This window comes from Arthrobacter sp. 05N428_2, assembly GCF_056397065.1.
In genome coordinates, this window is record NZ_JBFTMR010000014.1 from 82,081 (window position 1) to 105,810 (window position 23,730).

The 23,730-nt window shown below is 67.1% G+C and carries 18 protein-coding genes, 1 tRNA gene and 1 rRNA gene; 12 read left to right on the top strand and 8 right to left on the bottom strand.

Annotation, left to right across the window (positions count from 1 at the left end):
* The first annotated feature begins 684 nt into the window (after window positions 1-684).
* The 4 genes from AC1DGI_RS14910 to AC1DGI_RS14925 all read left to right on the top strand — a co-directional run bounded on the left by AC1DGI_RS14910 (window position 685) and on the right by AC1DGI_RS14925 (window position 2,764).
* Window positions 685-758 (top strand) — tRNA-Gly (locus tag AC1DGI_RS14910).
* A 104-nt stretch (window positions 759-862) separates the two neighbouring features.
* Window positions 863-1,009 (top strand): hypothetical protein, encoded by a 147-nt coding sequence (locus tag AC1DGI_RS14915; protein WP_441402237.1) that lies wholly within the window; start codon window positions 863-865, stop codon window positions 1,007-1,009.
* On the top strand, window positions 1,006-2,166 hold the full coding sequence (locus AC1DGI_RS14920; RefSeq protein WP_476899398.1) for a N(5)-(carboxyethyl)ornithine synthase: 1,161 nt from the start codon (window positions 1,006-1,008) through the stop codon (window positions 2,164-2,166). The genes AC1DGI_RS14915 and AC1DGI_RS14920 overlap by 4 nt, the downstream gene beginning before the upstream one ends.
* A 241-nt stretch (window positions 2,167-2,407) precedes the next feature.
* Window positions 2,408-2,764 carry a hypothetical protein gene (locus tag AC1DGI_RS14925; RefSeq protein WP_476899399.1) on the top strand — a complete coding sequence of 119 codons (357 nt, stop codon included), beginning with the start codon at window positions 2,408-2,410 and terminating at the stop codon, window positions 2,762-2,764.
* A 111-nt stretch (window positions 2,765-2,875) separates the two neighbouring features.
* Here the strand turns inward: AC1DGI_RS14925 and AC1DGI_RS14930 are convergent, their stop codons facing one another.
* On the bottom strand, window positions 2,876-6,397 hold the full coding sequence (locus tag AC1DGI_RS14930) for a bifunctional proline dehydrogenase/L-glutamate gamma-semialdehyde dehydrogenase (RefSeq protein WP_476899400.1): 3,522 nt from the start codon (window positions 6,395-6,397) through the stop codon (window positions 2,876-2,878).
* Between the two features lie 289 nt (window positions 6,398-6,686).
* Window positions 6,687-8,150: an amino acid permease gene (locus tag AC1DGI_RS14935; RefSeq protein WP_476899401.1), complete on the bottom strand. Its 1,464-nt coding sequence runs from the start codon at window positions 8,148-8,150 to the stop codon at window positions 6,687-6,689.
* 142 nt (window positions 8,151-8,292) lie between these two features.
* Between AC1DGI_RS14935 and AC1DGI_RS14940 the strand changes: the two genes are divergently transcribed.
* The 4 genes from AC1DGI_RS14940 (at window position 8,293) to AC1DGI_RS14955 (ending at window position 12,023) form a co-directional block, all read left to right on the top strand.
* Window positions 8,293-9,201, top strand: coding sequence for a LysR substrate-binding domain-containing protein (locus AC1DGI_RS14940; RefSeq protein ID WP_476899402.1), 909 nt, complete (start codon window positions 8,293-8,295; stop codon window positions 9,199-9,201).
* A gap of 78 nt (window positions 9,202-9,279) precedes the next feature.
* Complete coding sequence (gene panD / locus AC1DGI_RS14945; RefSeq protein ID WP_441403538.1) at window positions 9,280-9,708, top strand: aspartate 1-decarboxylase; 429 nt, start codon at window positions 9,280-9,282, stop codon at window positions 9,706-9,708.
* A gap of 107 nt (window positions 9,709-9,815) precedes the next feature.
* Window positions 9,816-10,742: an AEC family transporter gene (locus AC1DGI_RS14950; RefSeq protein WP_476899403.1), complete on the top strand. Its 927-nt coding sequence runs from the start codon at window positions 9,816-9,818 to the stop codon at window positions 10,740-10,742.
* A 111-nt stretch (window positions 10,743-10,853) separates the two neighbouring features.
* On the top strand, window positions 10,854-12,023 hold the full coding sequence (locus AC1DGI_RS14955) for a GmrSD restriction endonuclease domain-containing protein (RefSeq protein ID WP_441402719.1): 1,170 nt from the start codon (window positions 10,854-10,856) through the stop codon (window positions 12,021-12,023).
* Window positions 12,024-12,059: 36 nt separating this feature from the next.
* On the opposite strand, the gene AC1DGI_RS14960 is transcribed toward AC1DGI_RS14955, so the two are convergent.
* Complete coding sequence (locus AC1DGI_RS14960; protein ID WP_441402720.1) at window positions 12,060-13,064, bottom strand: LLM class flavin-dependent oxidoreductase; 1,005 nt, start codon at window positions 13,062-13,064, stop codon at window positions 12,060-12,062.
* 179 nt (window positions 13,065-13,243) lie between these two features.
* Between AC1DGI_RS14960 and AC1DGI_RS14965 the strand changes: the two genes are divergently transcribed.
* The 4 genes from AC1DGI_RS14965 to AC1DGI_RS14980 all read left to right on the top strand — a co-directional run bounded on the left by AC1DGI_RS14965 (window position 13,244) and on the right by AC1DGI_RS14980 (window position 17,682).
* Entirely contained in the window at window positions 13,244-14,113 is an 870-nt protein-coding gene (locus tag AC1DGI_RS14965) for an aldo/keto reductase (protein WP_441402721.1), read from the top strand.
* Between the two features lie 58 nt (window positions 14,114-14,171).
* Window positions 14,172-14,879 carry a type 1 glutamine amidotransferase domain-containing protein gene (locus AC1DGI_RS14970; RefSeq protein WP_476899404.1) on the top strand — a complete coding sequence of 236 codons (708 nt, stop codon included), beginning with the start codon at window positions 14,172-14,174 and terminating at the stop codon, window positions 14,877-14,879.
* 49 nt (window positions 14,880-14,928) lie between these two features.
* Entirely contained in the window at window positions 14,929-16,593 is a 1,665-nt protein-coding gene (locus AC1DGI_RS14975) for a helicase HerA-like domain-containing protein (protein WP_441402705.1), read from the top strand.
* A gap of 96 nt (window positions 16,594-16,689) precedes the next feature.
* Entirely contained in the window at window positions 16,690-17,682 is a 993-nt protein-coding gene (locus AC1DGI_RS14980; RefSeq protein WP_441402706.1) for a hypothetical protein, read from the top strand.
* A gap of 91 nt (window positions 17,683-17,773) precedes the next feature.
* Here AC1DGI_RS14980 and AC1DGI_RS14985 read toward each other — a convergent pair whose 3' ends face one another.
* The 5 genes from AC1DGI_RS14985 to rrf form a co-directional block, all read right to left on the bottom strand.
* Window positions 17,774-18,631 carry a DUF559 domain-containing protein gene (locus AC1DGI_RS14985; RefSeq protein WP_441402707.1) on the bottom strand — a complete coding sequence of 286 codons (858 nt, stop codon included), beginning with the start codon at window positions 18,629-18,631 and terminating at the stop codon, window positions 17,774-17,776.
* Between the two features lie 157 nt (window positions 18,632-18,788).
* The gene (locus AC1DGI_RS14990) at window positions 18,789-20,768 is read right to left on the bottom strand and encodes an NHL domain-containing thioredoxin family protein (protein WP_476899405.1); all 1,980 of its coding nucleotides are present in this window, start codon (window positions 20,766-20,768) and stop codon (window positions 18,789-18,791) included.
* Window positions 20,768-22,921, bottom strand: coding sequence for a bifunctional copper resistance protein CopD/cytochrome c oxidase assembly protein (locus AC1DGI_RS14995; RefSeq protein WP_476899406.1), 2,154 nt, complete (start codon window positions 22,919-22,921; stop codon window positions 20,768-20,770). Before AC1DGI_RS14995 ends, AC1DGI_RS14990 begins: the two co-directional genes overlap by 1 nt.
* A 111-nt stretch (window positions 22,922-23,032) precedes the next feature.
* On the bottom strand, window positions 23,033-23,320 hold the full coding sequence (locus AC1DGI_RS15000) for an HU family DNA-binding protein (RefSeq protein ID WP_011776355.1): 288 nt from the start codon (window positions 23,318-23,320) through the stop codon (window positions 23,033-23,035).
* Between the two features lie 320 nt (window positions 23,321-23,640).
* Window positions 23,641-23,730 (bottom strand): 5S ribosomal RNA (gene rrf, locus AC1DGI_RS15005); the annotation flags it as partial.

Below are 23,730 nucleotides of genomic sequence, written 5' to 3' on the forward strand. Positions count from 1 at the left end.
CAATCCGGTGTTCGTCGTCCCACACCGAGTGCTGAGGCGGCGCAGAAGTTTGCACCCGGCCTGGAACACGTACCTGGGCTGTAAAGCGGGACGCCGGGTGGAACGCCCGGCGGTGCTTGAGCTCGCTCACTTCCGCCCCCGGGTGGAATTGGCAGCGCCGGCGGCCCGCTGGGCAGCAGGGTTAGAAAGGAAAGCGGATCGATCAGTCCGCTCCGTTAGCAGCGAAACATGAACACCGATCGACGAACGAGGAAACATGGCGAGACCTTCCAGCGACTGGTTCGACTGTGGTCTGGCCTAGTCAATAAGATGACTTTTGTCCGCACACGAGTGTGGACTACCTCTTTTCGCTTCCACGGCCACTCGCCGCGAGCGGCAGGTACTACGTGGATCTGAGATCGGGCTACGTAGTCCGACGCCGCGGCATCGCGCCAGGTCGTGTGGCATTTTCCTTGCCGGACCGACGCATGGCATTGCGGCCGGTGGCATCGAAAGGGGGCGCCCTGGTGAAAAGCGGCGGGCATCCAAACAAGCCCAGGAAAACGACCAAGCACACACCGTCGGGCCGGAGACCGGAACAGGCGTTGTGTCGGTGTACCGGGAATTCTCTCGACTGGGGTAAGGTGAATCTCGTTGTTCCGCAGGGTGTGTTCCGGCATTCCGGACCAGTTCCTCTGCGGCTCTGCGGCTGTAGCTCAATGGTAGAGCGCTAGCTTCCCAAGCTTGATACGCGGGTTCGATTCCCGTCAGCCGCTCCAGTCGGTCCCCGTTCCGCGTCCGCATCACTGCGCCGGAGCCGGTTAGGTGGCTACCTGTATCGTTCGAAGTCAGGAACCTCTTCGGTTCCGCTACAGGAGCGATCATGGCTGACAAATCCCCCCGTCAAGCAGCATCCAAGAAGTCCGGCAAGTCCCTCAAGGAAAAGCGAGCGGACAAGAAGGCAGCCGCAGCGCCGCCCAGCTCCCTGGACAAGGCGACCGCCAAGACGGCGAGCCCCAAGAAGAAGTGACCGGTCCCTCGAACCATCTCACCCTTGGCGTCCTGGCCACCACGCGGAAACCGGACGAGCGCCGGCTTCCCATCCATCCCGGCCATATTGAACGCATCTCCACGGAGCTCAGGCAGCAGCTGATCCTGGAAGAGGGTTACGGCGAACACTTCGGCGTCACGGACGCCCACCTGGCCGGCCTCGTTGGCCGGATCGCGCCGCGGGCCCGGCTCCTGGCCGAGGCCGACGTCGTCCTGCTGCCCAAGCCGCAGCCCGCCGACCTGGCCGAGCTCCGGGACGGACAGGTCCTCTGGGGCTGGCCGCACTGCGTCCAGGACCGGGAGATCACCCAGCTGGCGATTGACAAGAAGCTGACGTTGATCGCCTTCGAGGCTATGAACCACTGGGCAAGCGACGGCGGGTTCGGCCTGCACGTGTTCCACAAAAACAACGAGCTGGCCGGATACTGCTCGGTTCTGCACGCCTTGGCTCTCACGGGTACCACCGGCGACTACGGCCGCCGGCTGAGCGCCGTCGTGATCGGCTTCGGCGCCACCGCCCGTGGCGCCGTGACGGCCCTCAACGCCCACGGCGTCCACGACGTGCAGGTGCTGACCAGCCGCGGGGTCGCCGCGGTGGGGTCGCCGATCCATTCAGTACGGATCGCGCAGTTCGACCACGACGACGAGGCGCCGTACCTCAGCGAAGTGATCACCGAACGGGGCCGGGTGCCGCTGGCGCCCTTCCTCGCGGAGAGCGACATCGTAGTCAACTGCACGTTGCAGGATCCGAATGCGCCGTTGACCTACCTGCGCACCGAGGACCTGGACGCTTTCCGGCCCGGCAGCCTGATCGTGGATGTGTCCTGCGACGAGGGTATGGGATTCAGCTGGGCGCAGACCACCACCTTTGCCGAGCCCATGTTCGCCGTGGGCGACCACATCAACTACTACGCGGTGGACCACAGCCCGTCCTACCTCTGGAAGTCAGCCAGTTGGGAGATCAGCGAGGCGTTGCTTCCCTTCCTGGAGCCAGTGCTTTCCGGGCCCACCGGCTGGGCTGGCAACGAGACGATCAGCCGCGCGGTCGAAATCCGCGACGGTGTGATCCTCAACCCGGCTGTCCTCGAGTTCCAGCACCGCCAGCCGGACTACCCGCACCGGCCTGTGGCCGACTAGCGGTTTACTCGGTGTGGAACCAGTCGCCTCTACTTGCCATTGGGACCTGCTACCTATCCGAAGTACTCGTGTGGGCGGCCGCTCCCTAGCCATTGAAGCCCGGGGGTACTTGCCCTATCCTGACTGTGTTGCAGGTCAAGCAGAGGCCTGCTAAAACGATTCGAAAAATCGAACGTTGCCCGTTGTTGCAGCCATCTGGCATTGGCGGCAGGTTGCGGCAAGCGTTCGGGATAGGCCAGCAATGACGCCAGCCACAAATCGTCCACACCGCACCATGCGGCCCGGCCGCCCGTTGACCGCCGGACGTCCCCTGTCAACGACGTCACGCCTCGAGAACGCGACGCACACCGGACTCGGCCGCCTCGACCCGCACGTCGCCCACTTCCGGAATGAAGACGACTATGTCGGCATCCCTTATTGCGAGCGATGCGGCAGCGGCGAATTCGTGTACCTGGAGACGTTCGTTCCCGCGAAGCACCATCGTGACGGCACCGTCAGCAAGTTGGGCGAGGTGACCTACTTCTGCTCCGGCTGTGAGGACTATTCCGCGCATGCCGTCCCCGCATCCTGGGTACCGCCCGGCTGGTACCTCGGCTGATAGCCGACCCGCACCTGTACTAACTGCTTTAACATCGCCGCTGTGGCCGCGCCGAAGTGCGGCCACAGCGGCGATGTTGCTTTCCGGGCTGCGAGGTTCCCGGAACCCCGCCTAGATCAGGCCGTCGGAGATATTGTTGGCGGTTCCGAAGCGGTGAGCCGTGATGCTGACGGCCTGCTCATGCAGGAACGGCAGCAGCTCCACGCGCCCGGCTTCCGTGACCGAGTGGGAGTACACAGCCAGGTCGGGGCGGCCGCCGGTGGCTTCCGCCAGCGCCTTCGCGTCGCCGCCGATCAGCCGGATCCGCGGCACCGACAGCTTCGCTGCCGCGGCCAGCCGCGCGGCGGTCGCCAGCCATTCGGCGTCGTTCTCCGCCGTGACGCCGATCCCGAGTCCGGAGAACACGGCGCGAAGCTGCGAGGGAAGCTGGACGGCGCTCGATACCGAGAGTTCCGATCCCGCCAGCACGCCGGCCGCAACAACCCGGACCAACCGGCCGAGCGGCTCCCCCTCGGAGAAGCGCACCGTGACCGGCAGCGGGCGGTAGCGGAAGACGTTGCGTTCGGCGCTCAGCCCGGAGACGTCCCTGGCGGTGCCGAATTCCCCGGCCCAGGCCTGGGCGTCCGAGGCCAGCGAGCGCTGCAGCGGGGCGAGCTCAGCGGCGGTCAGGAATCCCTTGGCCGCCTCCTCGATCCGGCGCACGCCGGAGTGCAGCGCCGGCTGGGCGGTTGCGGCGGTCCCGGCGGTACTGGGCTTGCTGACCCATTCACCGAGCCCAGCGAGGTAATTGGGGCCGCCGGCCTTGCTGCCGGCTCCGACGGCGGACTTCTTCCAGCCGCCGAAGGGTTGACGCTGCACGATGGCTCCGGTGATGCCGCGGTTGACGTAGAGGTTGCCAGCCTGGACGGTGTCCAGCCAGAGCGCCAGTTCGTCCGAATTGAGCGAGTGCAGGCCCGAGGTCAGTCCGTACTCGATCTGGTTCTGGAGAGCGATGGCCTCCTCCAGGGTCTCCGCCGTCATGACTCCCAGGACCGGGCCAAAGAACTCTGTGAGGTGGAAATACGATCCGCGCCGAACCCCGTAGCGAACACCCGGGCTCCAGAGCCGGCCGGACTCGTCCAGTTGCTTCGGCTCAACGGCCCAGGCCTCGCCCTCGCCGAGGGTGGTCAACGCATCGAGGAGCTTGCCGCCGGCAGGCTCGATGATCGGCCCCATCTGGCTGGCGGGATCCTCAGGGTAGCCGACCTTGAGCGAGGTAACAGCGTCGATCAGCTGGTTGTGGAAGCGCTTGGAAGTGGCGACAGACCCCACCAGGATCACCAGCGACGCGGCGGAGCATTTCTGGCCGGCGTGGCCGAAGGCAGAGTACGCGACGTCCTTCGCGGCCAGGTCCAGGTCGGCGCTCGGGGTGACGATGATGGCGTTCTTACCGCTGGTTTCGGCCAGCAGGGGCAGGTCCTTCCGGAAGGAGCGGAACAGCTCGGCCGTCTCGTAGCCGCCGGTCAGGATGACGCGATCCACGGCGGGGTGAGAGATCAACCGCTGACCCAGCTCCCGCTCGCCCAACTGCACCATGGTCAGCACGTCGCGCGGCACGCCGGCTTCCCAGAGCGCTTCGATCATGACGGCACCGCTGCGACGGGCCTGCTTCGCGGGTTTAATCACGACGGCGGAGCCGGCCGCGAGCGCGGCGAGGGTGGAACCGGCGGGGATGGCGACCGGGAAGTTCCACGGCGGAGTCACCACGGTCAGCTTCGCCGGGACGAACGTGGCGCCGTCGACGTCGTCGAGCTTGCGTGCCGCCTCGGCGTAGTAATGCGCGAAGTCGACGGCCTCACTGACCTCGGGATCGCCCTGGTCGATCGTCTTGCCGGTCTCGCTCGCCATGACTTCGAGGAGGTCGGCTCGGCGGGACTCCAGGACGTCGCCGGCGCGGTGCAGGACCTCGGCCCGCTCGGCGCCGGTGAGGGCGCCCCAGGCCTTGCCCTTGGCCAGGGCAGTGTCGATGACGGCGTCCAGGGTCGCCTCATCGGTGATCGTGGCGGCCTCGACGGCGGCGTTGCCCAGCATGGAAGTTGCCACGCGGCCCAGGATGGCGCGGCCCCAGTCGCGGTTGGCGGGCAGCGACGGATCGGTATCCGCGGTGTTTTCGAAGGAGTCGGCCGGCATCGGCTCAGCCGGAAGGGCTCGGTTCTGCAGGCGGTTCGGGACCGGGACGTCGTCGTCGAGCTTAGCGAGCGAGGCGAGGAAACGCTGCTTCTCGCGCTCGAAGAGAGATTCGTTTTCGCTGAGCTCAAACACGGCGGACATGAAGTTGTCCTGGCTGGCGCCCTCCTCGAGGCGGCGGATCAGGTAGGCGATCGCCACGTCGAACTCGGCGGGATGGACCACCGGGGTGTAGAGCAGGAGCGAGCCGACGTCTTTCCTGACGGCTTCTGCCTGGCCCTGCGCCATGCCGAGCAGCATCTCGAACTCGATACTCTGCCGTGCGGTATCCGCGATGCCGCGCTGCTTGGCCAGCAGCCAGGCGAAGGCGACGTCGAAGAGGTTGTGGCCGGCGACGCCGATCCGGACGTTGCGGACCCGGTCAGGGTGCAGTGAGTAGTTAATGACGCGCTTGTAGTTGGTATCGGTATCCTGCTTGGTGCCCCAGGTGGCGAGCGGCCAGCCGTGGACGGAGGCCTCAACCTGTTCCATCGGCAGGTTGGCGCCCTTGACCACGCGGACCTTGATCGCGGCGCCGCCGTCGGCGCGCCGGGCGGCGGCCCAGTCCTGCAGCCGGATAATCGCGGACAGGGCATCCGGCAGGTAGGCCTGGAGCACGATGCCGGCCTCCAGGTCCTTGAACTCGGGCTTGTCCAGGATCCGGGTGAAGACCGCAATGGTCATGTCCAGGTCCTTGTATTCCTCCATGTCCAGGTTGATGAACTTGGCCTTGGGGAAGGATGCCGCCCGGGCGAAGAGCGGCGTGAGCTTCTCGACCACGTGCTCCACGGCCTCCTCGAAGGCCCAGACGGAGTGCGGGGCCACGGTGGAGGAAACCTTGATGGAAACGTAGTCCACATCGGGCCGGGCGAGGAGGGTGTGCGTGCCCTCGAGCCGGCGGGAGGCTTCGTGTTCGCCCAGTACGGCCTCACCCAGCAGGTTCACGTTCAGTTTGATGCCGTCCTTGCGGATCTTCGCGATGGCCGGGCCCAGCTTGGCGTCGGTCGCGTCGACGATCAGGTGGCCCACCATTTCACGGAGCACGCGGCGCGCAATCGGGATGACGACCTGGGGCAGGACCGGGGCCATCGCCCCACCGACGCGGACCGCGCTGCGCATGTACCACGGCAGGAATGCCGGGACCTTGGGGGCAAGGGCGGCGAGGTTGCGCGCGGCGACCTGCAGGTCTTCGGGTCGGACGACGCCGTCCACGAACCCGACCGTGAAGTCCAACCCGTTCGGGTCCTTCAACACGCCGGCGAGCTGCGCGGCGGAGGCATCGACGGGTACTTCGGCCGCCGCGGTGAGCCAGCGGCGGACCAGCGCGATGGTCTCCCCGGCGAGGGCCGAGGCCTCCAGCACGGGCGAGCCTTCCGAGACGGCATCGTTGCCGGCTTCAGGCCCGGAATCCGTTGAAGTATGGGTCATGGCTGCACTCGTTCTTTCTCAATATGTGGACGGTTCTAGATTCAGTATGCGACCGGGTTTTCATAAGATAAAGCGATGTTTTCCGAGCAATACTGGTTAGAAATCTAGAACCTTCCGTCATCCCCGGCTCCCCGCGACGCTCCCGCAGATCCGGCACCCTTCCCTGCGACGCTCCCTCAGGTCCGGCGGCCTTCGGCGCGACGCTCCCGCAGATCCCGACCGGATCTGCGGGGGCGCGTCGAGGGTGGCGTGGGCGGGAGCGCCCAACGCCGTCGTCGTCCTCTCCCGGCTAGCCGACGTGGCGGTGCATCTCGACGGCTTCCTCGTGCCGCGGGCTGTCCGGGTTCATCAAGGAATGCTTGCGGCCATAACCGAAGTAGATGGCCAACCCGACGACCAGCCAGACGACGAAACGGACCCACGTCTCCCAGTGCAGTTGCACCATCAGGAACAGAGAGGCCAGCATGCCGAAGAGCGGAACCACAGGCATGAAAGGCAGCCGGAAGGTTCGCGGGGCCTCGGGCCTCTTGTAACGGAAAATAATAACGGAGAGGCAGACGACGACGAACGCGGCCAGGATGCCGATGTTCGTCAGGTCCGCGACGGCCTTGATCGGGAAGACTCCCGCCAGCACAGCCGATGCCGCGCCCGCAATCCACGTCACGCGCTGCGGGGTGCCGTGGCGGTCCGTCTTGGCAAACCAACCCGGCAGCAGGCCGTCGCGGCTCATCGAGAACCAGACCCGGGTGACACCGAGGAGGAACGTCAGCATCACGGTCAAAATGGACAGCACGGCAAAGACGGAAATGATCGTCGCAATCACCGGCAGACCCACTCCGTTGAAGGCGGACGCGAAGCCGGCCTTGGGGTCGATGTCCTTGTAGTTCTGCATGCCCGTCAGGACCAAAGTCGCGGCGGCGTAGAGCAGCATGGCGACGATCAGGGACATGATGATCGCCTTCGGCATGTGCTTCTTCCCGTCCGTCGCTTCCTCCGCGGCCGTGCTCATGGCGTCGTAGCCGAACACCGCGAAGAACACCGTGGCGGAGCCGGCCAGTACGGGGCCAAAGCCGCTGGGCATGAACGGGTTGTAGTTGTTGGTGTTGATGTAGAAGATGCCCAGGCCGATGATGAACAGAATGAGGACCACCTTGATGGCAACCGCCACCAGCTCGAACCGGCCGAAGGTCTTGGTGCCGCGGGAAAGGATCCAGGTCACCAGCAGGCAGACGGCAATCGCGGGGACATTGACGACGCCGCCCGTCCCCTCATCGAACGTCGAGGTCATCCAGGCGGGCATGTGGAGTCCGATTCCGGCGAGGAACGCGTCGAAGTAGCCGGAGATGCCGATGGCGACCACCGCCACGATCGCGACGTACTCCAGCAGCAGGTCCCAGCCGATGAACCAGCCGATCACCTCACCCAGCGCCACATACCCGTAGGTATAGGCCGAGCCGGCGCGCGGAATCATGCCCGCGAATTCGGCGTAGGACAGGGCTGCCGCCGCGGACGCCAGCCCCGCGATCAGGAAGGACACCAGCACGGCCGGGCCGACGCCGGGCTCACCCTGGCTGCCGTGGGCCACCAGGCCCGCCAGCGAGAAGATGCCGACGCCGATAATGCCGCCGACGCCGATGGCCGTCAGTTGCCACAGACCCAGGCTTTTGAACAAGCCGCTGTGTTTGTTTTCCTCTTCAATGTCATCGATGGGCTTGCGCCGCATGATCGATTTGGTCAAGTCTCTGGTGCTCATCGGGGCCTCCCGCATAGAGGTGTCGCCCATCAACCCGCCCTGTGATGGGGCTTACTCGGTGACAACAGTATGCAAGCCGGATTCCATTAGATAAAGTGAATTCTCCTAATCAATAACCATTAGAATTCACAAAGGAATATTGATGCTCGACGTCCGGCGGTTGCGCCTGCTGCGCGAACTGAAGATCCGCGGCACGCTGGCCGAAGTCGCCGAAGCGCTGCAGTACAGCCCGTCGTCGGTCTCGCAGCAGCTGGCGCTGCTCGAGAAGGAAGCCGGCGTCGAACTCCTGCGGAAAACAGGCCGCCGGGTGCAGCTCACTCCGCAGGCGGAAGTGCTGGTGGCCCATACCGCCCAGCTGCTGGAAACGCTGGAGCAGGCGGAGGCGGACCTTGCCGCGTCGCTGACCACGGTGACCGGCACGGTGCGGATCGCCGTCTTCCAATCCGCGGCGTTGGCCCTGATGCCCGATGCCCTGACCCGGATGTCCGCCAGCTACCCGGAGGTCCGGGTCGAAATGATCCAGCGGGAACCCGAGACGGCCCTCCACGAAACCTGGGCGCGGGACTTCGATCTGGTCATTGCCGAACAGTATCCGGGTCACGCGGCGCCCCGGTACGCTGAACTGGACCGGATCCGCCTGACCGGCGACGCGATCCGGCTGGCGGTCCCGCCTGCGTCGCCGGAGCGCCTACCTGTCAACTCCCTTGCGGACACCGCGGGCCTGCCGTGGGTGATGGAGCCCCGCGGCGCGGCGTCCCGGCACTGGGCCGAGCAGGCCTGCCGGGGCGCCGGGTTTGAACCCGATGTCCGCTTTGAGACCGCCGACCTTCAGGCGCAGATCCGCCTGATCGAATCGGGCAATGCGGTGGCGCTTATGCCGGACCTGGTGTGGACCGGCCGGGGCACGACCGCCCAGTTGCTCGAACTCCCGGGCAATCCGCACCGCACCGTCTTCACGTCCGTGCGCCGCTCCAGCGCCACACGTCCGGCCATCCTGGCGGCCCGCGAAATCCTCGCCGAGACCGCAGCATCAATCGCGCCGGCCTCCTGAAAGCGCATCCGCCAGCACCCCCCCGTGTCTGCTGGCTCACAGCGGACCGACCGGCACCGGCGCTAGACTGGTGCTGTTATGAATCGAACAATCTTCAAGTCCAAGATCCACCGCGCCACGGTCACCCACGCGGACCTTCACTATGTCGGCTCGGTCACCGTGGACCTGGACCTGCTTGAGGCTGCCGATATCCTTCCCGGCGAACTCGTCGCGATCGTCGATGTCACCAACGGCGCCCGGCTCGAGACATACACCATCGCCGGCGAGCGCGGGTCCGGGGTCATCGGTATCAACGGGGCCGCAGCGCACCTGATGCACGTGAACGACCTCGTCATCCTGATCACCTACGCCCAGATGACCACGGAAGAGGCTAAGGCCTACACCCCCAAGGTGGTCCATGTGGACAAGGACAACAGGGTGGTCCAGATTGGCAACGATCCCGCCGAGGGCCACACAGCCGGCCTCCTGCGGCCGCCGTACGCGCTGAACAACGCCACCCTGAACTAGCGGTCCGGCCGCCGTAAGGGCAGGACGCGGCTGGCCGAGGTCAAATCTGATTATTGTGGGATGGTGATCACAGCCTCTCCCCCGCCCATTCCGCTGCGGACAGCCGCGTGCTAGGCGTCCTGGCAGGCTTCTTCGTCGTCTGGTTTATCATCCTGGTCGGCATGTTCGTCGGCCGACGCAATATTCTGGGCGAGAACGCCCGCTCTGTCCTCAGTGCCCTGACGTACTTCGTGGCGAGCCCAGCCCTGCTGTTCGAGACGCTCAGCAAAGCCAAACTGCATGACGTCTTCGCGGCGCCGCTGCTGGTGGCCGCAGTAGGTGCGCTTACGACGGCGGCCCTCTATTTCGGCGTCGTGCGCTTCCTGCTGAAGCGCACGCTGCCGGAGGCTCTGGTGTCGTCGATGAGCGCATCGCTGGCCAACTCCGCCAACCTCGGCATTCCCATCGCAGTGTTCGTCCTCGGCGATGCCAGCTACGTGGCGCCGCTGCTGATCTTCCAACTCGCCTTCTTCACGCCGTCGTTCCTCATGGTCCTGGATGCCACCACCAGCGCCCACCGGACAACGCCGCTAAGCTTCGTGCTGATGATCCTGCGGAACCCCATGATTGTAGGAACCGGGCTGGGCTTGCTCGTGGCGGGGACCAACTGGGAAGTCCCGGCCCTGCTCTTGCAACCCATCCACCTGATCGGCGGGGCCGCGATCCCGGCCATGCTGTTGTCCTTTGGCATGAGCTTAAACGGATCACGGCCACTGCAGGGCTCGGCAGGGCGCCGCGCCGACACGCTGCTGGCCAGCTGCTTCAAGCTGATCGTGCACCCGCTGCTGGCCTTCCTCTTCGCACGCTTCGCCCTCGGCCTGGCGGACCAGGCCCTTTTCGCCGTGGTGGTCACATCCGCCCTGCCCACGGCGCAGAATGTTTTTGTGGTGGCCAACCGGTACCGGACCGCACTCACGGTCGCCAAGGACACCGTCCTGATCACCACCGTGGTCGCCGTCCCCGCCATGATCGGAGTGGCCCTGCTCCTCGCCTGAGTACTCCCAGCCCGGACCCCGGCGTGGCACCGGCCCGGTTCCGGGGACGCCGCCGGTAGGCTGTACCAGGCTGAAGACGGCCGGGAATCACGCACGAATTTGGGGGAACGATTGCGCAGGCTTGTTTCAGGCAGGGTCATTTCAGGCAGCGTTGATGCCGGCAGGCGCGATTCCGCCAGCGTTCGCTCGGGAGCTTCCGGACGCAGGGGCGCCGTCGACTGGATCGCCTGCGGCGCCGTCGGGCTGCTGCTGATCTCGTCCACCGCTTGCGCTGGCCCTACGCCCGCCGCTGCCGACCCCGCGGTCGAAACGTCGTCCAGCGCCCCCTCCGCGACCCCCTCGTCCACGCCGACCGCAACGGCCGATGCCGGCGCCCCGTTGGACCCGGACACTGCCCCCGCTGTCACCCTCTCCGGGGCGTCCGCTCCGCAGCAGCAGCCGGCCTACGCCAGTAAAGCCCTGGATGTACTGGCGACCCTCCCGATCAAGGGCAGGGCGCCCAAGACCGGATACTCCCGCGACCAGTTCGGCCAGGCCTGGGCCGACGTCGACCGCAACGGCTGCGATACCCGCAACGACACGCTCCGCCGCGACCTCACAGCAGTCGCCCTCAAGCCCGGGACTCGGGACTGCGTCGTGCTCTCCGGCGCCCTGAACGACCCCTATACAGCCAAGCTGATCAGCTTCGTCCGCGGAAACACCACAAGCACGGCCGTCCAGATCGACCACGTCGTGGCGCTCAGCGATGCCTGGCAAAAGGGCGCCCAGCAGCTCAGCCCGGCCCAGCGCCTGGCATTCGCCAACGATCCGCTGAACCTCCTGGCCGTGGACGGCCCCGCGAACATGCAAAAGAGCGACGGCGACGCCGCCACCTGGCTGCCGCCGAATAAGTCCTACCGCTGCTCATACGTGGCCCGGCAGATCTCGGTCAAGGCCAGCTACGCGCTCTGGGTCACCCAAGCCGAGCACGACGCCATGGCCCGGATCCTTGCCGACTGCCCGGACGCTCTGGCCCCCACGAACGCGCAGCCACCCGCTCCGGCTCCGGCTCCGGCTCCCGCCGCGCCGGTCCCTGCACCGGCCGCCCCGGCCCCGGCCGCCCCGGCCCCGGCCGCGCCGGCACCCGTCCCTGCGCCGCCGGCGCCCCTCCCGGTACCGGCCGCTGTCTCCTACGCAAACTGCGCTGCCGTGCGGGCCGCGGGCGCGGCCCCGCTCCGGCGTGGCCAGCCAGGCTACAGCAGCAAGCTGGACCGCGACGGCGACGGGATCGCCTGCGAATAGCCGGCCCGGCCGTGGCTCAGCCCGCCGGCCGTGACGCTAGGCGCGGCGCGGAGCGAGGTCGGCGATTCCGGCGACTTCGGCCAGCAGCTCCACGGAGCGCAGCCGGTCTGCAACGGCGGCGCTCTGGTGCGCGACGATCAGTTCGTCGGCGTCGGCGTGCCGGGTGAACTCCTCAAGGTATTCCAGCACGGCGACAGGGGTGCCGATGGCAGAGTATTTCATCATCTGCGCCATGTGCTGGCCCTGCGGCGAGTCCAGGATCATGTCCGCCTCGTCGTCGCTGAAGACCCGTCCGTTGCCGAAGAACAGCGAGACCCGGGCCCGCTTGGTGGCCTGGAACATTTCCTGCGCGTCGGCGGCGGAATCCGCGGCGATCACGTTGACGGCGGCAATCACGTGCGGGGCATCCAGTTGCTCGGAGGGCCTGAATTCCCGGCGGTAGATTGCCACGGCGTCCTGCAGCGCATTCGGGGCGAAGTGCGAGGCGAAGGCGTACGGCAATCCCAGCTGGGCAGCCAACCTGGCCCCGAACAGCGACGAGCCCAGGATGTAGAGCGGCACGTTGGTGCCCTTGCCCGGGGTGGCCTCCACGCCCGGGATACGGGTCGGGCCGGTCAGATAGCCCTGCAGTTCCAAGACGTCCTGCGGGAAGCTGTCCGCGCTCATCGGGTCGCGACGCAGGGCCCGCATGGTGTTCTGATCGCTGCCCGGGGCACGGCCCAGGCCCAGGTCGATCCGTCCGGGATGCAAGGTCTCGAGCGTGCCGAACTGCTCGGCGATGGTCAGCGGCGCGTGGTTCGGCAGCATCACGCCGCCGGCACCCAGCCGGATGGTCTTCGTCTGCGCGGCAATGTGGGCGATCAGGACGCTGGTCGCCGAGGACGCGATGGACGACATGTTGTGGTGCTCGGCGTACCAGATGCGGCGGTACCCCAGCTCCTCGGCACGCTGCGCCATGGCCACGCTGCCGGCGAAGCTTTCTGCCGCCGTCTGGCCCTTGCCGATGATTGCCAGGTCAAGGATGGAAAGCGGAACAGTCACGGAAAAGCCGGCCTTTCGTAGCGGAGCGAAATGTGGGGAGACCCCGGTGCGCCGGGCCGGAAACCGCCCGGACGCCTACAAATGCCAACGACGCCGGCGCCCGTCTTATTTCTGCCCGAACGGTTGGCCCGCGGGCAGCTCGGCGGAATACTCAGCACCCTTAGTGTGTTGCCGCCTCCATGAGCCAAGACAACACACAGCATCAGGAAGTGTCTGCGACGATCGACCTGTCGGACCTGGGCACGGTTCACCGCCTGGGCTTCGGCGCCATGCGCATCGTCGGCGACGGCGTTTGGGGCGAGCCGGCCGACCGGACTGCCGCCGTCGCCGTCGTGCGTCGCGCCGTTGAACTGGGCGTCGACTTTATCGATACCGCCGATTCCTACGGGCCCAACATCAGCGAAGAAATCCTTGCAGAGGCACTTCATCCCTACCGGGAAGGCCTGAAGATCGCCACCAAGGTCGGGTTCACCCGCACCGGGCCGAACCAGTGGGTGCCGGTGGGCCGGCCCGAGTACCTGCGCCAGCAGGCCGAACTGAGCCTGCGCAAGCTCAAGGTCGAGGCGCTGGATCTGCTGCAGCTGCACCGGATCGACCCGAAGGTCGACGCCGAAGAACAGTTCGGCGTCCTTCGTGAGCTCCAGAACGAGGGCAAGGTCAAGGCCCTGGGCCTGTCCCAGGTCAGCGTGGCCGAACTGGAGCAGGCAGGGAAGCACTTCACGGTCTCCACCGTGCAGAACCGGTACAACCTGACCGACCGCAGCTCCGAGGACGTCCTGAATTACGCGGAGGAGAAGGGCATCGGCTTCATCCCCTGGGCCCCCATCTCCGCTGGCGAACTGGCCCGTCCGGGCGGCCCCCTCGACGCGGCCGCCAAGCGGTTGGGCGCCACCACCTCCCAGGTGGCGCTGGCGTGGCTGCTGCGCCGCTCCCCCGTGATGATGCCGATCCCGGGAACGGGCTCCATCAAGCACCTCGAAGAAAACCTGGCCGCCGCCGGCGTCGTCCTCGACGGCGCCACCTTCGCCGAGCTCGAAGCCGCACGCTAGACCCACCCCCTATCACCACCCACCAGCCGGCCCGTGGCCGGCAGAACAGGAGTACACCATGGCCAACATCCTGATGGTCGTATCCGCCGCCGATTCCCTGACCATGCGCGACGGCAGCAAGCACCCTACCGGCTACTGGGCCGAGGAACTGGTCGTCTCGCACCAGACCCTGACCAAGGCCGGCCACACGGTCCACATCGCCACCCCGGGCGGTGCCAAGCCCACCGTGGACGAGGTCAGCCTGGCCCCCGATTCCGCTGGCGGCCAGGACCGTGCGGACGGCTTCCGCGCTTACCTTGCCGAGATCGACGCCGAACTTTCCGCGCCGCTGGTTTTGGCCGACGCCAGGCTCACCGGTTATGACGCGATCGTCATGCCTGGCGGCCACGGCCCGATGGCGGACCTCTTCCAGGACGCAGACCTCGGCAAGCTCCTGACCGAAGCCAATGCCCAGGGCAAGATCATCGCCCCGTTCTGCCACGGCCCCGCCGGCCTGCTGAGCGCCGTCGACGGCGACGGTACCTTCGCCTTCGCCGGCCGTCGCGTCACCGTCTTCAGCAACGAAGAGGAACTCGGCGGCGGCACTGGCGAGAACACCCCTTGGTTCGTGGAGGACGTCCTAAAGGACAAGGGCGCCGTCGTCGAGAACGCTGCCGCCTGGAGCTCGCATGTGGTCCGCGACGGCAACCTCATCACCGGCCAGAACCCGCAGTCCAGCGAGGATGTCGCGCAGGAAGTCCTCAAGGCGCTGACCGACGCAAAGTAATTTCGGCCGACGCCGGGTCCGGGCTGCCGGACCCGGCTAAGCTAACGGCATGGCCATGAAATCCACCGCAGATAAAGTCGCCACCATCCAGCAGGGCTACACCCTGGAGGGGCCCACAATCGAGCTGGGAGCGGCGATCGTCGACGGCGAACTCCACAAGGACGCCCAGGTCCGGCTGCCGCTGGCGATGATGAACCGGCACGGCCTGGTGGCCGGGGCGACCGGCACCGGCAAGACCGTGACGCTGCACATGATGGCCGAGCAGCTTTCGAATGCCGGCGTCCCGGTGTTCCTCGCGGACATCAAGGGCGACCTGTCCGGGCTCGCCACGGCCGCGACGGCCAGCGAAAAGATGAAGGCCCGCACCGAGAGCATCGGCCAGGCCTGGTCCGGCAAGACTTACCCGGTGGAGTTCCTGGCCCTGGGCGGGGACGGCAACGGCATCCCCGTCCGCGCCACCATTACGTCCTTTGGTCCCATCCTGCTTTCCCGCGTTATGGAGCTTAACGACACCCAGGAATCCAGCCTTCAGCTGGTCTTCCACTTCGCGGACCAGAAGAAGCTGGAACTGATCGATCTCAAGGACCTCCGCGCCGTCATCCAGTTCCTCACGTCGGACGAGGGCAAGGACGAACTTGCGGAACTGGGCGGCCTGTCCAAGGCCACCGCCGGCGTCATTCTCCGCGAACTGATTAACCTGGAAGCGCAGGGCTTGGAAAAGTTCTTCGGCGAGCCCGAGTTCGACACCGCCGAGCTGCTCCGGACCGCCCCGGACGGCCGCGGCGTCGTCACCTGCCTGGAACTCCCCACCCTGCAGACCAAACCCATGCTGTTTTCGACGTTCCTGATGTGGCTGCTCGCGGATCTTTTCCACGACCTCCCTGAGGCCGGCGACCTGGAAAAACCCAAGCTGGTGTTCTTCCTGGACGAAGCCCACCTGCTGTTCAACGGTGCGTCTAAGGCCTTCCTGGACGCCATTACCACGACCATCCGGCTGATCCGTTCCAAGGGCGTCGGGATCTTCTTCGTCACACAGACGCCCAAGGACGTGCCCGCCGACGTCCTGGGCCAGCTGGCCAACCGCATCCAGCACGCCCTCCGTGCGTTCACCCCGGAAGACGCCAAGGCCCTGAAAGCGACCGTCTCCACGTTCCCGGTCAGCGACTACGACCTTGAAGAAACTCTCACCTCCGCCGGGATCGGCGAGGCCGTCGTTACCGTAATGAATGAGAAGGGCGCACCGACGCCGGTTGCGCTCACCCGGCTGCGTTCCCCGGAATCGGTCATGGGCCCCAGCACCGACGACCTGGTCAAGAGCAGCGTGGCCGGCTCCGCCCTGCTGGCTAAGTACGGCACCGCCGTGGACAACGTCTCCGCCTACGAGAAGCTGGCAGGCCAGGCGGCCGCGACAACCGGCCCCGCAGCCGGCGGTTCCCCCAACGCAGTGGACGCGGACGCCCGCCAGATCGAAGAAGACGTCCTCGGGCGGCCCAGCAGCCGGCCGGCGCCGGGACAGGACAGCGGACGGGAAGCAGCGCAGCCGCAGCGGGGCCCGGAAGCGCCCGCCGGCGGTGGGGTGGCCGGCGAAATAGTCGGCGCGCTGGGCGGGGCCTTGGGCGGCGGCCTCAAGAGCATGGTCCGGTCCATGGGCAGCCAACTGGGCCGGGAACTGCTTCGCGGCGTATTCGGCACGGCTTCCCGGCGCCGCCGCTAGGCACCGCCGGACAGTGCCCGCCGTGCCCTGACCTCCCGCCGTCGTGCGGCAGCACCTGTATTCAGCGGGCGTGCAGGTAATCTAAGGTACGTGCAGATGAGTCAGGCGTTGGTCAGGATTGCAGCCCTGTGGCTGTTGGGCCTGATGCTCGCCGTGGCCGGCGCCGTCGTCGCTGTCAATCTGGTGAACAATTCGATTGCCAGTCCGCAGCAGCCGGTGCGCGAATATCTGGACGCGCTGCAGAAGGGCGACGGCGCGAAAGCCCTCGGCCTACTGCGCGCCACCGTACCGCAAAGCAACCCCGCGATGCTCGACGGAGAGGCGTTGAAGACCGCGGCCGCGAAGATCTCCGGTGTGAAAGTCGGTGCCGCGCAGGACCGGGGCAACAACCAGGTCATGGTGCCGGTCGATTACACCCTCGACGGCAGCCAGCTGCACACCGAGTTCCTGCTACAAAGCTCCGGCACCCAGTGGCTTTTCTTCCACGACTGGTCCTTTGTGCCGGCCGCGTTGCCGGTACTGGACGTCACCGTTGTGAACTCGAACCAGGCCTCCCTTAACGGCGTTCCGGTGAACATGCCCAACGGCCGCAACTCCTTCGCCGTGTTCTACCCCGGCGAGTACGAGGCGTCCCTGAACGGCCAGTTCTTCGCCGCGCCCGCGACCCGAACAGCCCTCTCCGGCCGGGACATGCCCACCGCGCCGCTGAACCTGCTGACGCAGGCCACGGACGGCCTCAAGGGTGCCGTCAGCGCCAAGGTCAAGGAGTTCCTGGACAATTGCGCCGATCAGGCCGACAAGGCGCAGCAGCTGCAGCCGGGCTGCCCGTTCTACCACACCACCAACAACCGCATCGTGCCAGGGACCATCGACTGGAGCATCACGGACTACCCGGCCGTCAGCATCGAACCCTTCGGCGGCCGCTGGGTGGTCGCCCCGCTGGACGGCAAGGCCCGCATCAAGGCACGGCAGGAGGACCTCTTCACCGGTGCCGTCACGGAACTCAACGCGGTCCACGATTTCAGCTTCACCACCCGCCTGGACATCGACGGCGACACGATCAAGCTCACCCCACAGCTCACCGGCTAGAGGCCGGCCGGGTTTGCCTGCCCGTGTTCCCTGCCCGGAGCGGAACCGGCCTGTTTTTGAGCCTGCCAGGTCCTGTTTTCCGGCCCTAGGGTCACCGGCGGGCACCAAAGCCGGGCCGCTGCGGCCACCGCTGGGACCCCCGGGCCAGTACCTCCCGCACTTGGGCGAGCACCCCGTCCGGGCCGTAGACGACGTCGTCGTAGAAGAAGCGCAGCACGGGGAAGCCCTGGACCATGGCGGCGTTATCCCGCCGGCGGTCCTTCTTATACTGCCGTGACTCAAGGTGGAAGGCCAGTCCGTCGATTTCTACAATCAGGAAGCCTTCCAGCAGGAAATCGACCCTGCCGATGCCGTCAATCCACACCTGGGTTTCGGTGAAAATGCCAGCGTCCCGGAAAAGTACCCGTGCCAGTGTTTCCAAGAGAGAGTCCGCGCCCCACTCAACCCGGGCCACCACGTCCCTTGCCTTCCCGCAGCGGTTTCCCCGAAGATGCCGGAGCAGGAACCCCAAGTCAATGTCGCCGCGGTTGTAGGCGCTCTCGACGATGACCAAGGACTCCAGGGGCGGCAGGCAGAGAAGGGCGTGCAGCAAAACGTCGGGAAGTCCCGCGACCGCTCCCGAAGCCGACTGGGTCAGGGCTGTTCGGTGGCTGACACAGGCAGTGTTCCGCCGCCCGTTTCCGTGCCAGTAGTGCGGCAAGGAGGCCGGTCGCAACACCCATAACTTGAACCGGGGTGCCGCGGAGGCACAGGTCAGCAGGGCCCGGGACTGCTTGGCGGCCACCAGCTCGGGGTCAGCGCCGGGAAGCGCCAGCACTCCCCGCTCCACCCGGAGGATTTCGCCGCTGCGCACCGCACGGCGCACGGCCGGTTCGCCCGCTCCCCGGGCAATGACCGCGCGGGTCAGTGCGACGCCGCCCTGGGAGAGGAGAATTTGCACAGGATCCATGGCCCCACTGTGCAGGTGCCCGGCCAGCCCCGGCAGGCAGGGACGGGACCATGTGGACAACGCGGGCCCGGACTGGCCCGGCAATGGCCGCGCCGGTCCGCCCTAGCTGCGTCGGCAGGCGGGACCGGCAGCCAAAACCGGGCCGGTCCGGCGCGCCTTAGTCCATCCCGCGCAGGTCAAGGACCAGTTCGGTGTCTCCGTCGGCCTGCAGGAGCACCGGGATGCCCCAGTCCTGCTGGTACAGGTGGCACGCCGCGTGGTCCGGGATCTCGCCGTCTTCAGTCTCGGGGCCGTCGCACGCCGCGGCACGCGCCGTTATGTGCAGCACGCCCTCGGGGACGTCTGAAGCCAGCTCCAGGGTCCGGAGCAGGCCCACGGAGGTCCCGCTGCCGGCCACCAGCAACTCCGGCGGAGTGGAGGAGATCTTCAGCTGCGTCGGGTCGCCCCAGCGGTCATCCAGCTTCTGTCCGGTCGGGGCGGTGAAACGGACCGTCAGGGACAGGAGCCCGGGAGCCACGGGGCTCTTGGGACGCTGCGTCTGCGCGGCACCTTCGTCCACCTGCTGCGCTTCCTTGGGGATCGGCACGTAGACAAGCTGGTGCTTGTTGGCCTCAACCACCACCAACAGCGGCTCTGCACCGGCCACCCGGGTGTGGTCCACAATCACGTCCGATGGTTCGGACAGCCCGCGCGCCAGCGTCGAAACCGTCCCCGAGGCGGGGTCATAGCGGCGGACCGCGCCGTTGTACGTGTCCGCGATCGCCACGGAGCCGTCGGGCAGCACCGTCACGCCGAGCGGGTGCTGGAGTCGGGCCTCAGCCGCCGGGCCGTCGCGGAAGCCGAAGTCGAACAAACCCTTGCCGACCGCGGATTCAACCGTGATGGCGCCGTCGTCGGCGATCACGAGTTTGCGCAACGCCGAGGTCTCGGAGTCCGCCACCCAGATGTTGCCGTCAGCGTCTTCGGCAAGTCCGGAGGACTGGGCGAACCAGGCTTCGGCGGCCGGGCCGTCGAGCAGGCCCTCGAGGCCGTTGCCGGCGACGATCGACACGGCACCGGTGACCGGGTCAAAGCTGAAGATCTGGTGCACGCCGGCCATGGCCACGACGACGGCGTTGAGCTTTCCGGACCAGACGACGTCCCACGGGGAGCTCAGCGAAACCTCCAGCGGGTCCGCCTCCAGGGGCGCACCGTAGGCGGCCCCTTCCTCGTCCACGCGCGCCGGGCCAGTCTCAAGTAAGCGCTGGATGCCGTTGCCCGCCAGGGTGGTGGCTGTGCCGCCGGCGAGCGAGAGTCCGCGGAGCCGGTGGTTGACCGAGTCGGCAATCACGACGTCGTAGCCGGCCTTCGCGGCCACGGCCTCCGGGAGGAGCACGAGGCCTTGCGGTTCGTTGAAGCGGGCGTCAGCGGCACCGCCGTCGGCGTAGCCTTTCTCGCCCGAACCGTAGGTGCCCAGCACCGTTTCGAAGTCTGTGGAGAGTTCCACGAGCCGGTGGTGGCCGGTGTCGGTGACCAGCCAGGACCCGGCGTCGGACTCCGCCGCGGCTTCCGGTGCAGCCGGGCCGCCGCGGCCGGCCGGCAGGTAGAGGGCCTTGCCGGGGAACCGCAACGTCCCCGACGTCGGCTCCGGCGCCACGTAGGGCCCGTCGCCGCGGTGCAGGGTGCCTTTGGCCTCGTGCTCGGCGATCAGCTCGGGGATAAGCACGGCCAGGCCGTCCGCGTGGCCCTCGCCGGAGAGGTGCGCCACGATGTAGCCCTCGGGGTCGATGACCACCAGGGTGGGCCAGGCTCGGGCGGTGTAGGCCTTCCAGGTGTCCAGCTCCGGGTCGTCCAGGACCGGGTGGCGGATCTCGTAGCGCTCGACGGCGGCCGCCAGCGCCACAGGGTCCGCTTCGTGCTCGAACTTGGGCGAGTGCACGCCGACGGTCACAAGGACGTCGGAGTACTGCTGTTCGAGCGGTCGAAGCTCGTCCAGGACGTGCAGGCAGTTGATGCAGCAGAAGGTCCAGAAGTCCAACAGAACGATCTTGCCGCGCAGGGACTCAAGGTCCAGGGATTTGCCCCCGGTGTTCAGCCAGCCACGGCCTACGAGTTCGGATGCCCTGACCCGGAGGTGGGTGCGTACGGTTTCGCTCATCAGCGTCCTTCCAGCTTTGAATTGCGTTCTGCCAGCTTCGCGTCGCGCTCGGCGAGCTGGGCAAACATATCGTTGTAAGCGGTGAGATCGGCGTCGTTATTCCTGTCCGCCGCCCGGTCGGTGCGTTTGGACTCCCGTGCATCGGAGCGGGACCACATGACTGCGACGCCGATCGCCACCAGCAGGGTGGGCACCTCGCCGATCCCCCAGGCCACCGCACCGCCCATCTGCTGGTCCAGCAGGGCCGACGGGCCCCAGCTGCGGCCCAGGTTGCCGAAGTAGTCCGCGGCCAACAGCCCCGTACCGCCCATGATCGAGACGCCGAAGAAGGCGTGGAAGCCCATGGTGGCCAGCAGCAGCAACAACCGCATCGGGTACGGTGCCCGCCGCGGCAGGGGGTCGGTGCCGATCATGGTCAACACGAAGATGTAGCCGGTGAGGGCGAAGTGCAGGTTCATCAGCTCGTGGCCCACGTGGTCGCGCATGGCGTAGCCGAATGCGTCCGAGTAGTAGAACAACACGATCGAGCCGGCAAAGTTTGCCGCGGCGAACAGCGGGTGCGTGACGAGCTGGGAGAACTTTGAGTGCACAAAGACCAGCAGCCATTCCCGCGGCCCGCGGGAGCTGTCCCGCCGCGGGGTCAGCGCCCGTAGGGCCAGCGTGACCGGCGCCCCGAGGACGAGGAAGATCGGCGCCACCATGGTCAGCGCCATGTGGTCCACCATGTGCGCGGAGAACAGCACCCGGCCGTAGACCGACGGCGGCCCGGACGTCACGAATGTCAGGACCACCAGTCCGATCAGCCAGTTGATGGTCCGGAACCAGGACCACGAGTCCCCGCGTTGGCGGACCTTGCGGATTCCGAGGATGTAGGACGCCAGGCCGAAGACGGCGACGGCAACCCAGAGCCAGTCGAGCCGCCACTCTGTGAGCCAGCGCTGCGGAGTCAGCTCGGGGGGCAACTCGTAGCCGGAGAGGATGAACGCCGGGGAAGCATCCGGGGCGAAGGTTCGCGGCTGCGGCGGGGCCGAGCGGCCGAGCGCCACGGCGATTCCCATCGTCGCGCCCATGACTAGCAGCTCCACGAGCACCAGCTGCCAGAGCACGCGCCGGGCGGATAGGCCGGCTCCCTTGACGCCCAGCTGGGGGATGACCCAGCGGCGGTGCATCAGGCCTATGCCGCCGAGGACCAGGGTGGCCGCCGTTTTGGCCAGGATGAGCTGCCCATACCCGGACCCGAAGAGGTCGGTCCAGCTGGTGAGCCTGATGCTCGCGTTGATCACGCCGGAGGCGAAGACCAGGGCGAACGCGAAGCCGGCCAAGGCCGAGAAGCGGCGGAAGGTCGGCTCGGTGACGTCGGTCCTACCCGCGGCGCCGGCCCCGGCCGAGCCCGCCAAGACCCCCGACAGGAGGGTCAACACGATGATGCCGCCCACCCAGGCCGAGACACCCACGAGGTGAAGGCCCAGGGAGTTGATGGCACCTTCGTGGTCGCTGGAGCTGGACGAGTGGCCGATCAGCGCCGACGGGACCAGCCCCACCATGGAGAGAATGAGGGTGAGCGCCAGCGCTCCCCGCGATCGGACACCGAACAGCGCGGTGGTGACCACCGCGGCGATGATGACCACCGTCAGCCAGGCCCGCCCGGTCTCGATATCTGTCATGAAGTAGACAAGGGACTTGGTGAATTCCGGGTCCGCCGAAACGGCCTGGCCGGCGATGTCCGAGTAGCTCAGGACCAGCACGCCGACGGCGGAGAGAGTCCAGACGACGCCGGCGACTGCGGTGATTGCCAGCGCACGGGTGAAGGCGGGATGCTCCGGGGCGTCTTTGTCCTTGGACGGGCGGCCAGTGAGGTTTCTGGGCAGGATGGCCACGGCGAAGATCAGGCCGCCGATCACCGTCGCCAAGGCTGCGTTGTGGAGGGCCTTGCTGGCGGGGAGCCCCCAGCGGACCAGCGCGCCCGGATCAGAGACCGAGCGTGCCCCGGCCGCGCCGGAGAAGAGCAAGGCCGCCACGAGGCCCAGGAACAGGGCGACCAGGCCGGCCAGCTGCCAGCCACGGGAAATCCCCGCCGTCCCGGCGCCGGAGCCACGCCCTCCCGCGGTCGGGGTGGGGGCTGCTGGGGTTCGGGGTTTTGCTGCGGAAGGCACAACTCCATTGTCCGCTACGCCTGCGCGGGCGCCGAATCCGTGTGCCTGCGATGAACGCAAAAGGAGCGGCAACCCCTAGGGTTGCCGCTCCTTTCAAGCGTTCGAAGAAGACTACTTCTTCTTGGCGACTGCAGCCTTCAGCTTGGAGCCGGCGGTCAGCTTGACGCTGTGGCCAGCGGCAATCTGGATGGTCTCGCCGGTCTGCGGGTTGCGGCCGGTGCGAGCTGCACGGTCGGTGCGCTCGACGGCGAGCCAGCCGGGGATGGTGATCTTCTCGCCCGCGGCGACAGAGGTCTCGAAAACCTCGAACAGTGCATCGAGCACGGAGTTGACGGCTGCCTGGCTGGTGCCGGCCTTGCCAGCTACCTCTGCAACAAGTTCACTACGGTTCTTAGCCATTTATGTCCTCCTGGACGGTTCTAATTTCTGAAGCCTGCACGCGGCATGCATACAAGCCACTCTTCGAAAACTTACCAGCTTGCCGCCGCCAAGGCGGCAAATTCCGCGTGTTTTCGCGCTTTTTTGGGAAAATTTCCGGGTTTCGACCGCATTTTGCGTCGCTTTCAGCCCTCAGCGTACGCACTCCGGTCTGGAGGCGGGAGGCAGGGGCCCGGCAGTGCCCCGCCGTGGCTGCGGCGGGGGGGGTTGGTGGTGGTGGTTGGGGGGTTAAAGGGGGAGAGCCTCCAACCTGGTGGTTGGAGGCTCTCGACCTAATGGTTGTCCGGCGGTGACCTACTCTCCCACACCCTCCCGGGTGCAGTACCATCGGCGCTGTGGGTCTTAGCTTCCGGGTTCGGGATGGGACCGGG